Annotated in this window: 10 protein-coding genes; 9 read left to right on the forward strand and 1 reads right to left on the reverse strand. The window is 46.3% G+C overall.

The genetic code is table 11. The features are described from left to right. Window positions 1-290: 290 nt before the first annotated feature. The 9 genes from pflB (at window position 291) to AC121Z_RS09465 (ending at window position 10,869) form a co-directional block, all read left to right on the forward strand. Window positions 291-2,582 (forward strand): formate C-acetyltransferase, encoded by a 2,292-nt coding sequence (gene pflB / locus AC121Z_RS09425; protein ID WP_498123778.1) that lies wholly within the window; start codon window positions 291-293, stop codon window positions 2,580-2,582. After that, window positions 2,579-3,316, forward strand: coding sequence for a pyruvate formate-lyase-activating protein (gene pflA, locus AC121Z_RS09430; protein ID WP_498128207.1), 738 nt, complete (start codon window positions 2,579-2,581; stop codon window positions 3,314-3,316). The genes pflB and pflA overlap by 4 nt, the downstream gene beginning before the upstream one ends. 137 nt (window positions 3,317-3,453) lie before the next feature. Next, a complete protein-coding gene (locus AC121Z_RS09435; RefSeq protein WP_498123779.1) occupies window positions 3,454-4,824 on the forward strand; it encodes a V-type ATP synthase subunit B in 1,371 nt (456 codons plus the stop codon). Beyond that, on the forward strand, window positions 4,802-5,437 hold the full coding sequence (locus AC121Z_RS09440) for a V-type ATP synthase subunit D (RefSeq protein ID WP_498123780.1): 636 nt from the start codon (window positions 4,802-4,804) through the stop codon (window positions 5,435-5,437). Before AC121Z_RS09435 ends, AC121Z_RS09440 begins: the two co-directional genes overlap by 23 nt. Then, window positions 5,434-7,236: a V-type ATP synthase subunit I gene (locus AC121Z_RS09445; protein WP_498123782.1), complete on the forward strand. Its 1,803-nt coding sequence runs from the start codon at window positions 5,434-5,436 to the stop codon at window positions 7,234-7,236. Before AC121Z_RS09440 ends, AC121Z_RS09445 begins: the two co-directional genes overlap by 4 nt. After that, window positions 7,229-7,684 (forward strand): ATP synthase subunit C, encoded by a 456-nt coding sequence (locus AC121Z_RS09450; protein ID WP_498123783.1) that lies wholly within the window; start codon window positions 7,229-7,231, stop codon window positions 7,682-7,684. Before AC121Z_RS09445 ends, AC121Z_RS09450 begins: the two co-directional genes overlap by 8 nt. After that, the gene (locus AC121Z_RS09455) at window positions 7,681-8,361 is read left to right on the forward strand and encodes a hypothetical protein (protein ID WP_498123784.1); all 681 of its coding nucleotides are present in this window, start codon (window positions 7,681-7,683) and stop codon (window positions 8,359-8,361) included. The genes AC121Z_RS09450 and AC121Z_RS09455 overlap by 4 nt, the downstream gene beginning before the upstream one ends. Next, complete coding sequence (locus AC121Z_RS09460) at window positions 8,358-9,065, forward strand: hypothetical protein (protein WP_498123785.1); 708 nt, start codon at window positions 8,358-8,360, stop codon at window positions 9,063-9,065. The genes AC121Z_RS09455 and AC121Z_RS09460 overlap by 4 nt, the downstream gene beginning before the upstream one ends. Continuing rightward, window positions 9,058-10,869 carry a V-type ATP synthase subunit A gene (locus AC121Z_RS09465; protein WP_498123786.1) on the forward strand — a complete coding sequence of 604 codons (1,812 nt, stop codon included), beginning with the start codon at window positions 9,058-9,060 and terminating at the stop codon, window positions 10,867-10,869. The genes AC121Z_RS09460 and AC121Z_RS09465 overlap by 8 nt, the downstream gene beginning before the upstream one ends. Here AC121Z_RS09465 and AC121Z_RS09470 read toward each other — a convergent pair whose 3' ends face one another. Next, window positions 10,870-12,033: an alpha/beta hydrolase family protein gene (locus AC121Z_RS09470; protein ID WP_498123787.1), complete on the reverse strand. Its 1,164-nt coding sequence runs from the start codon at window positions 12,031-12,033 to the stop codon at window positions 10,870-10,872. Window positions 12,034-12,081: the final 48 nt, after the last annotated feature.

Below are 12,081 nucleotides of genomic sequence, written 5' to 3' on the forward strand. Positions count from 1 at the left end.
GCGTTGTTTGAGAAATGTATCAGCAAATGTGTACTTTGCCGTGCTGCAACAACCGCGATTGGCGCGTTATAAAACAGTTAAATAACATCCTAAATTCCGTTGACCCGCTGGTAAGTATAGCAAATATCAGCAGTTTTTCATTAAAAATTAAATATTAGTCACATACTTCACTGCATCCCAACGGCATCTATATGTCCTTTGCTTGATATCTATCAATAAAGTATTGAATGCCATCGTCTATACTTAGATCACACTGCAGACGTTGCAAAACAATGCAACTGGGAGAGGAAATGGGAGTTTTTGAAACTGGCTCAATAGCGCAATGGCGTGATTTCAAATCGGGCCCTTGGCAAACCAATATTGATGTACGAAGTTTTATTCAATTAAATTATTTGCCTTACAGCGGAGACGCTGATTTCCTAGCCCCAGCGACCGCTGCTACTCAGCAGCTATGGCGCATTGTGTCGGAGCTCATTGGTAAAGAAAACGCGCAACATGGCCCGATAGATTTTGATACTGACATTCCATCCTCCATAACTTCACATGCACCTGGTTACATTGACCAATCCCTCGAACAAATTGTGGGACTGCAAACCGAGCAACCACTGAAACGAGCGCTGATTTGTCAGGGTGGTATCCGCATGGTTGAAGATTCATGCAAAGTGTATGGCAGATCGGTCTCACCTACTATTAGTAAGATCTTCAGTGAATACCGTAAAACTCACAATCAAGGGGTATTCGATGTGTACACGGCCAGTGTCAGAGATTGTCGACGCTCGGGTTTGATTACCGGCCTACCCGACGCATATGGACGCGGGCGCATTATCGGTGACTATCGCCGAGTTGCACTCTATGGTGTCGATCGACTGATAGATGAAAAAGAGGCTCAATGGCGCAGTCTCGAAGAAAGATTGTGCCAGGCCACAGACACAGCAGTCGTAGAGCAAACCCTGCGATTAAGGGAAGAATTAGCGGACCAAAAACGTGCCCTCGCGGACTTACTGCAAATGGCAAAGACCTATGGATTTGATATTGCCCATCCTGCTGCGACTGCGCAACAGGCGATTCAATGGACCTACTTTGCCTACTTAGCAGCAGTAAAAAGTCAAAACGGTGCTGCAATGAGCTTAGGTCGAGTTTCTACGTTTTTTGATATTTACATCACTCGCGACATTCAAGCAGGAATTTTAACTGAAGAAGCCGCTCAGGAATTAATTGATCACTTTGTGATGAAGTTACGCATGGTACGTTTTCTGCGCACACCGGAGTATGACCAGCTTTTCAGTGGGGATCCCATTTGGGCAACAGAATCAATCGGTGGTATGGGTCTAGATGGGCGCGCCCTCGTTACCAAAACCAGCTTTCGTTTCCTGCATACGCTTTACACTATGGGCCCCAGCCCGGAACCGAATATCACGATATTATGGTCGGAATGTTTACCCGAAGGCTTTAAACGTTTTTGCACTCAGGTGTCCATTGACACGTCTTCTATTCAGTATGAAAACGATGCGCTGATGCGGGAAGATTTCCATTCTGATGACTACGCGATTGCATGCTGCGTCAGCCCTATGGTGATAGGTAAACAAATGCAGTTTTTTGGGGCCCGAGCAAATCTAGCTAAGGCACTACTTTATGCCATTAATGGCGGTGTGGATGAAATCACATTCACCCAAGTATCGCCCGCTCGACCGCCACTCAATGATGGCCCGTTATGCTACGACACCGTGTGGGAGAGCCTTGATAAGGTCATGGATTGGTTAGCAAAACAATACGTGACGGCATTGAATTGCATTCACTACATGCATGACAAATACAGTTATGAAGCGCTCTTGATGGCTTTACATGATCGTGATGTTGAGCGCACGATGGCCATGGGTATCGCTGGCCTTTCAATTTGCGCTGATTCATTATCCGCGATTAAATACGCAAAGGTAACACCAGTATGGAATGAGCATGGGGTCGCAACAGACTTTGTCATTGACGGCGATTTTCCAACCTTTGGTAATAATGACAACCGAGTTGATAGCATTGCGAATCAACTGGTAAGTGCATTTATGAATAAAGTTCGGCAATTACCAACCTACAGAGGCGCCTCCCCTACCCAGTCGATACTTACCATTACTTCAAACGTGGTATACGGTAAAAAAACCGGCAATACCCCGGACGGTAGAAAAGCTGGCGCCCCTTTTGCCCCAGGCGCCAACCCCATGCATGGACGTGATGTACAAGGCGCTCTCGCCTCATTATCATCGGTTGCTCAGCTACCATTTAAAGATGCTCAAGACGGGATCAGTTATACATTCTCAATAGTGCCCAAAGCCCTCGGCAGCACGCTGGATACCCAGATCACCAATCTTTGTGATCTATTGGATGGTTATTTTTACCATGATGAGACTGTCGAAGGTGGTCAACACATTAATGTCAATGTGTTAGATCGCGAAAGACTGCTCGACGCTATTGAACACCCCGAAAAATATCCCCAGCTGACCATTCGGGTCTCCGGCTATGCTGTGCGCTTCAATGCGTTAACGCCTGAGCAGCAACAAGATGTTATTTCGCGGACATTCACTGCAAGCTTATAATCGTGCGCGGATTTGTTCACTCAACAGAAACCTTCAGTACGGTGGACGGTCCGGGCTTGCGTTACGTCGTTTTTATGCAAGGTTGTCAACTCCGTTGTATTTACTGTGAAAACCGCGACACATGGGACCGACATGTTGGTTCAACCCGATCCGTCGAAGAGATTGTCCGCGATATAAAACGCTACCAACATTACCTGCAACCACATGGTGGTATTACCGTTTCTGGTGGTGAGCCTACGCTGCAATTACCTTTTGTTACAGCACTGTTTAGCGAGTGTAAGCAAATGGGACTGCACACCAGTCTTGATACGAATGGTTTTGTGCACAAGCCGGGTAAAGAGATATCCGCGCTATTACAGGTAACCGACCTGGTACTACTTGATATTAAAGCCATGGATAATGCCACACACGTAGCGTTAACCAGCGTCAACAATCACGATCCTCTCGCTTTCGCTCAATTCCTGGATGAACAGGCGCAAACGACCTGGATCCGACATGTCGTTGTGCCGGGATATACCGACAGCGCGCCGCAAATTGCAGCGCTCGCAGAATTCATCTCGACATTGCGCAATATTGAACGTGTGGATCTACTGGCCTATCACGAGTTGGGCAAGCACAAATGGCAAAGCTATGCTGACAACTATGCCTTAGAGGGTGTGCAACCACCGTCTTCCGAAGCCATGCTGAAATTCGCAAAAATTTTGCAGGATAAAGGGATCAATACATTCGTTTGATGCCGATACGCCGGTGCAATGATTTTGCAAGAGTCGCACGAGTACACATGATCTTAATCAATAAAACGTGCAACAACTATTGCGTCAATGGTCGATCACTTTGATAGTTAAGAGGCAGAGAATAAAGGGAGTGCCCTGTGCAACAGCTCGTACGATATTCACGAATCTTGGAAATCGTTGGTGATATTATTCGTGTAGCGGTCACAAACACCGAACACGCGGGTTCAATCAAACTCGGTGACCTCGCACTTGTGCGTTCTCATCAACAGGAAACTCTGCCAGCACAGATCATCAGCATCAAGCGAGACGTTGTTTCATTGCAAGTATTTTCTGGAACTAAGGGTATCTCAAGCGATGCTTCTGTAACATTTCTTGGGCACCCCATTCAAACCACCTATTCCGCGAATATCCTTGGTCGTGTTTTTGATGGTCTGGGCAACCCGATGGATAAAGGACCGGATCTCAGTCTTGACCCTAAAATTGATATCGCAGGCCCATCAGTTAATCCGTGCCAGAGAATTGTGCCGAAGCAATTAATCCGTACTAATGTGCCCATGATAGATGTGTTTAACTGCTTGGTCGAAAGTCAAAAAATTCCAATTTTTTCCGTATCTGGTGAACCATTCAATCCTTTCCTGGCACGAATTGGTATTCAGGCTGATGCCGATATTGTTGTCTTTGGTGGTCTCGGGCTAATTTTCGATGACTATTATAAATTTCGTAAAAGTTTTGAAGATGCCGGTGTATTCTCGCGCACCGTTATGTTTGTTAATCAAGCATCAGATCCTATCGTAGAAAGACTGATCGTGGCAGATATGGCGCTTGCCGTTGCTGAAAAATTTGCACTGGAAGAGAGTAAGCGAGTGCTGGTCTTGTTGACTGACATGACCGCATATGCAGATGCAATGAAAGAAGTTGGCATTGCCATGGACAGAGTACCCTCTAATCGGGGCTATATGGGGGATTTGTACTCTCAATTAGCTCGACGTTATGAAAAGGCCTGTGATTTTGCCAAAGGCGGTTCAATCACAATACTTTCGGTCACGACCATGCCGGGTGACGATGTTACCCATCCAGTGCCTGACAATACTGGATATATCACTGAGGGCCAATTTTATCTGCACAATGGCGTGATTGACCCGTTTGGCTCCCTCTCACGCTTAAAACAAAATGTGATCGGAAAAGTGACTCGCGACGATCATGGTCAAATAATGAACACTATGATCCGCTTTTATTCAGATTCTCAAGACGCAAAGAAAAAGCAAGCGATGGCATTTGAACTCTCTCCATTTGACCATCAACTGCTTAAATTTGGCCAATTATTCCGGCGTCGATTTATGGATATCAATGTCAGTATGTCGCTCGAAGACGCGCTGGATTTATGTTGGCAGACTCTCGCGGAGTGCTTTAACGCTGAGCAATTGCTAATGAAACAAGAATTGATTGATAAATACTTCACCCAGTATCAGCAAGAGAATACTAGCAATGTCTCGGTTGCAACTGAATAAGTCTTCATTAGCCAAGGAAATGCAAGCATTGAAATCGTTTCAACGCTTTTTGCCTTCGCTTGATCTCAAGCGTCAGCAACTATTGACGGAACGCGCCAATGCCTATCGCAAACTCAAGTCCCTGGAAGAGCAGCAACAGGCTTTGCAAGAGATCATCACGCAAAATATACCGATGTTGGCAAACAGTGAGATTGATGTGGATGGCTTAGTAGTATTGGAAGCTGTTCGACTGGGTGAACAAAATGTTGTTGGCACCCGCCTACCAACGATTCAGAAAATTCTATTTACCAGAACTGACTATAGCTTTTTTAGCAAACCACACTGGGTCGATAATCTTTGCGTGCACCTTGAAAAAGGGATAACGCTCGGCGTTGAAACGCAAGTGCAAAGACTAAGAATTAATCAACTTGAAAAAGCGGTAGCCACCATCACACAACGCGTAAACCTCTTTGAAAAGGTGCTGATCCCGCAGGCAGAAGCCAACATTAAACGCATTCGAATTTACTTATCCGATGAACAAATGGTTGCCGTTGTGCGCGCTAAAATTGCTAAGCAAAAAACAGCCCTCAGAATGCAAGAAAATCAACCTACAGCACCGGATGATTGGGAATGAGTATTACCCCGCTGAGCAAAGTAACCATGATTGTGCCGTTGACTGACAAGTTAGCGTTTCTATCAGCGTTGCAGAAACAGGGCAATTGTCACATTATTAACCTCCAGTTGCCAACATCTGAAAGCTCTCAATCTCTGGCTGACACGCGCGCTGATTTAACCTACAAAGCACTTAAATTTTTAGAATCCGTCAGACATAAGAGACACCCCTTAACGCGCAGTGACGATTTCAATGTCGCCACCATTTCAAAGCAAACTTTAAGCATCAAGGAAGCGCTCAGAGATGCGCGGGATAAACGTGATTTTTTGCAAAAGCGAATTGCTGATATGCGGCCTTGGGGTGACATCACCTTCCCCCCCAAAGAGTCACTCAAAGGCTATCATTTATGGTTCTATCAATTACCACGCAGACAAATGCAATGCCTACAGCACTTGGAACTGCCATGGCAAATCGTCTCACTGACTCCCAAAGATGCCTATCTTATTTTAATTGCCAAACAAGAGCCTAAATCCGATCTTTTGCCGGTTCCCCGGATCCATATGGGAGCTTTGCCACTGCGTGAGCTGCAATATCAATTAGAGCAGGTCGAAGCTGAAATTGAAGATTTACAAGCCCAACGTGAACAGTTGAGTCGTTACCTTCTGTTACTTAGATTGCATTTGGCTGAGGCTGATGATCAAGCGCTCTTACGACATGCATTAACACAGTCTCGCGATACCGCACATTGGTTCATGTTACAAGTCTGGACGCCGTCCGCAGCGCTGGATGACTTAACCAAACTAGTTAAGCAGTTTCAGGCAGCTCTCGTCATTCAATCGCCAGAGACCTCTGAACAGCCGCCTACCCTATTGGACCAACCTGAAGAGTTAGCTACAGGTACCGATCTGAGCATGTTCTATCAAACCCCGGATTATTACAGCTGGGATCCAAGTCGATTACTCCTTGGTTCCTTTTGTGTATTCTTTGCAATGATCTTAGCTGATGCTGGCTATGGCATTGTTCTGCTATGCCTAGTGTTATTTTCATGGCACAAAATACGCAGCAAACCCAAGGGCAAAGCTTACTTTCTGCTGGGACTAACGCTGAGCATTAGCACGATCATTTATGGTGTTTTAGTCGGCAGTTATTTTGGCATTACACCGCCATCAGAGCATTGGTTATCACATTTGCATTGCCTGAACCTAACTGACTTCAATGTCATGATGACGCTATCGATATTGATCGGTTCCGCGCATATTATACTTGCTAATGTCATGCAGTTCTTTGCGCTACGTTATAGCTCTCGGCGTTGGTCTGCGGTTGGTTGGATAATAACGATAATTGCCGGACTCGTGCTTTGGCAATTCAGCGCAATTAGTAACCTTCGCGCACTGGGGTGGGTGCTGCTGATTAGCGGCATGTTGCTGGTCTTGCTGTTTTCCAGTGCCCGACCGGCAGACTCATTGAAAAATCAAATGATGCGATTATTTGATGGCAGCGTGCAGCTTGCTGGGATTATGGGTATTTTTGGTGATGTTTTAAGCTATATGCGCTTATTTGCGCTTGGCCTTGCCAGCGCCTCTTTAGCAATCACGTTTAATCAACTAGCGACTGACGTATACCATAGCTACTCCGGCTTAGGTTTACTCGGCGCAATTCTAATTTTGCTTTTAGGGCACGTACTCAATCTGTTGCTCTCACTGATCAGCGGTGTTGTGCATGGGCTACGATTAAATTTTATCGAATTCTACAAATGGGGCTTGCCTATTGAGGGGAAGCCTTTTTATCGGTTTAAGCGCAAGGAGATTGAGCATGAATGAATTTGTTATTGCACTAGGTTGGTTTGGCATCTATGCCCCAATGGCCTTGGGCGCTGTTGCTAGTAGTATCGGTTGCGGTATTGCCGGACAGGCGGGTATCGGTGCCATGCTCGAAACAGAGGGTGGATATGGTAAATATATCGGTATTTCTGCGTTTCCCTCCACGTTTGTAATCTATGGCATTGTGATCATGTTTACGCTAAATCGAGAGGTCGACATTAGTAATGCGGCTGGATTGTTTGGGGTTGGTTTACTCGCTGGCATTGCGATGTTGTATAGCGGGATTTGGCAAGGAAAAGCTTGTGCAGCAGCGATAAATGCGGCTAAGGAAAAACCAGAAATATTTGGTTTATCGTTGGCACCTGCGGCAATCATTGAAGGCTTTGCTGTGTTTGCGTTTGTCTTCGCACTGGTTGTCAGTGGCGGTATCCCTGGAGGTAACCTATGAGCCAACCAAAAGAGAATATTGTCTCGCACGGCGTTGACGAACTGATAGAGCGGCTACGCAATGAAGGCGTCGCGGCGGGAGAATCACAGGCAGAAGCTATTATCAGCGCCGCCAAATCCAAAGCAAAAAAAATCGTCGACGATGCCAGACAGGACGCTGAGCAGCGCATTAAACAGGCGCAAGCTCAAGCATCGGCATTTCAACAAGCGGCTGAGTCGGCATTAACAACCGCGATGCGCGATATGGTATTAGAGCTTAAGTCAGATCTCACCCGTGAATTTAGTCAAGATTTGCAGCGCTTAGTGAGCGATGCCATGCTTGAACCTGAACTACTAAAAAGGCTAATTCTGGCGGTTGCTGGTCAGTCGCAAGCGGTGGCTGATAATGAACCGATTGAAATCATTCTTCCAGACAAAGTGGTTGGTGTTACCGAACTGCGCAATGACCCTAGTATTTTAACCCAAGGTCCCTTATCAGATCTGGTCTTTGGTATAACCCACGAAGTACTTAAAAAAGGGGTTACGTTTGCTTCATCTGAGCAAATAAACGCCGGCATTCAAATTCGCTTGATTGAAAAAGATGTGGTCCTTGATTTGACCGATCAAGCTGTAGCCGAACTATTGTTGGCGCATGTTCAACCCCGTTTCAGAGTGATTTTAGAAGGTGTCGTGCGGTGAGCCAAGCAACACAAGATAAATACGTTATGCTAATAACCAGTTTGCCTCGGCCCGACGAATTATTTAAAGCGAGCAGAACGCCACTATCACGGCTCAAACTGGAACAACGGTTACGGGTACTCTCGCCCCGTGAACAAAATACCCTCCAAGCAGTAGAGCATGCGCTCGATTGGCGTTTCCTTGAAGCAACATTGAACGACAAAGCTTTACTATCAAGAGACCGCCGCGCTTATGAGCAAGTAGATAACCATACACTGCGATTGATTATTCGTAATCGCCTGGAAATGCGAACGCTGTTGGCTGCCATGCGCATGCGTGAGCAAGAACTCCCACCGCCAAGCGAACCACGCTGGGGATACGGGCGCTGGCAAGCGCATATCGTGCGACACTGGCACGATAAAGACTTTTCTCTATCCCAGGTATTCCCATGGTTACACAAAGCGTTAGAGCTGTATCACAATGATCAACCGTTAAGTTTAGAAAAACTGTTATTGAGTGAAGCAATGAAACAATTAAAACGCTTAAACCATCTTCACCTGTACGACTTCGAGGCAGTAGTGATATACGTTCTAAAATGGGACCTGCTAGCACGTTCGTTACAAATGAATCGTTATCAAGCTAAACAACGCTTCAACGCACTGATTGAGAAAAATATGCTTGCCTGCCGCGCTGACCTCACATGGGGAGAACCGCACCATGCCTAATCCCACAGTCAACAAGCCGTCAGCGAAAGTAGTCGCCGTGCAGGATGATTTGGTTGAGATCCAATTGATCGATCAACAAAGCGAATATTTAACCAAAAATGAAGTTGTTTACATCACTCCGACTGCAACACCAAAAGATCAACAGCCGATCTATTTAAAAGCCGAGGTTTTGCGCGTGCGTGGCGACTGCGCCGATGCGCAAGTATACGAAAGTACTGCTGGTGTTGCCGTTGGTGATCCTGTGATACAAAGCAGAGCGATGCTCTCTGTCGAATTAGGCCCGGGATTACTCGGTCAAGTCTACGATGGACTGCAAACGCCACTACCGCTTCTCGCCTCACAATTTGGCACGTTTTTACCTAAAGGCGTGCAAATCCCAGCGTTAAATCAAACTAAAAAATGGTCCTTTATCGCCCATCATAAGGCAGGGGCAACACTCAAAGCGGGTGACACAATAGGCGCAGTGCAAGAAGGCAGAATCAGTCATAAAATAATGCTGCCTTTTGATTGGCAAGGTGAATTTCATTTAGAATGGATCCAACAGGGCACGTTTGCTATTACTGACGTGATTGCCCGTGTACGTGACTCTAGAGGAAAGCAACACGATATAACATTGTCACAATCGTGGCCGGTCCGCAAACCTCTTAATCGTCGCCTGGTTAAACTAGGTTATTCACAGCGCCAGTATCCCAGCGAACCGTTACTTACCAGTCAACGCCTAATAGATACGTTTTTTCCTATCGCCAGAGGCGGCACTGCGTGTATCCCCGGACCGTTTGGGGCGGGAAAAACCGTGCTGCAGAATCTCATTTCGCGATACGCTGATGTTGATATTGTTATCGTGGTCGCCTGTGGTGAGCGTGCCGGTGAAGTTGTTGAGACGATCACCGAATTTCCACAACTAACCGATCCACATTCTGGTGGCAGTTTGATGGACCGTACCATCATTATTTGTAACACCTCTTCTATGCCCGTTGCGGCAAGGGAAGCGTCGATATATACCGGGATCACGATTGGTGAATATTATCAGCAAATGGGCTTGGATGTACTGATCATCGCTGACTCAACCTCTCGCTGGGCGCAAGCCATGCGCGAAACATCGGGGCGCTTAGAAGAAATTCCCGGTGAGGAGGGGTTTCCTGCCTATTTAGAGAGTTCAATCAAAAGCGTTTATGAACGTGCCGGAAGTGTACAGACTAATGATGGTTCAATTGGCAGTCTAACGCTCATTGGCACCGTTTCTCCCGCTGGAGGTAATTTTGACGAACCGGTAACGCAATCAACATTGGCTACCGTTAAGTGCTTTTTGGGTCTGTCTGCACAGCGCGCGTACAAGCGATTTTATCCCGCCGTCGACCCGTTACTGTCATGGTCGCGCTACACCGAACAATTGGAGCAATGGTTTGATTCTCACCAGCAACCCGGTTGGAGCAATAAAGTATCACAAGTTAAAGAGTTGCTTGTAAACGGAGAATCAATCTTGCAAATGATGCAGGTTACCGGTGAAGAAGGTATTACCCTGGATGATTTTGTCACCTATTTAAAAGCGCTATTCGTGGACATGGTGTATTTGCAGCAAGATGCATTTGACGAAGTCGATGCAGCCTGCTCCATTGAGCGACAAAAATGTTTATTTAACCTTGTACTCAAACACGTGGACTACGACTATGAGTTTTCCGACAAGCAGTCCGCACGCGAATACTTCACGCGATTGACGGGCAAATTTAAAAACTTAAATTACGCCAAACAAGACACACCGACGTACACGCAAATATTGCACGAACTGCAGCATGGCGTGCAATAATTAATTAATCGCTAGCATCGAGTTATACTTCTCATGCTCTCGGCTGATATACGTGATCCAGCGCTGCGCCAAATCACGACTGCCCGAAAAATTTGCGGCTTGCTCGCACGCGGCTATTGCACTATCAAACGAATGGGTATTAAAGCGCGCCATGCCAATCAATAGGTAAGCTTCGCCCGTCCGTTCTGGAGTCATCCCTGTATCAATGGCTACGCGTGCTGTAGATTCGGCTTCTTGCCACTGTGCTAAATCGTAATGCATGTAAGCTAAGCGTAACTGCAAGTCTCCTGAGTCAGAAAGAGACGCGGCTTTTGCCAACGCTTGCATCGACGACTCGATCTCTGCTGCTAATAACCAGGCTTGTGAAAGCATTTCATAATTTCGCTGAGAGCCTTCAATTTCGCCACTCTCCAATGCCTTATGCAGTAACTCTGCCGCCTTAATAGGGACTTTCTCAGACATGTATAAACTAGCAAGATTAATCAACTGCGAGGTGTCTCTGAGCTGGCCAGCTTCATACAGCGACTCCATTAATACCGTCTGCTTATCCAATCTGTCGGTTTGACCGTATATTGAGGCTAAATAAAGCATGTAGGTAGACTTGGGATAATATTTGATCAGTGCCTCCAGCGTGATGATCATATTATCCATTTGTTTAAGCTCATAATAAGTCGCATTTTGCAGCAACAACAGATTCTCTTTCGGCGTTTTGCCGGCCTCCTGCTCGATTTTCCGGGCTGCCTCAATGGCTGCTAGCGCAGCTGCCCAATCCTCGAGTTTATAATTTGCCTGTGCCAACAGAGCCCAATCATCCGCGCTGGGTTGTTCCGTCACTTCTATTAACTTGATACCTAGGTCTCGCGCTGTTAAGTAGGCTTCGCTGACTAAATTTAATTGCAGCAAGGTTTTAAGTACTCGCTGGTGTAAAAATTCAGGGATGTTGCCCTCATATTCCAACACTTGAGTAAATACCGGTATTGACGCTGCTTCGCCCTTTGTCTTATACACAATCGTACCTTTTAGGTACCATAGTTGCGCTCTTTCATATTGGGATAGCCTGCCCCAGCCCAATGTTTCATCCAGTTCCACCATTGCGTCTTGGTACTTTTCTTCATCGACTAAACCATTAATTTGTTCAACCGCTCTGAATACGTTCAAGCTCATCGCATAGGTCTGCTTTCGTTTTGCTTGCACTACTGGCGAACTGACAAG

The sequence above is a fragment of the Alteromonas sp. DYW1 genome, from assembly GCF_059752595.1.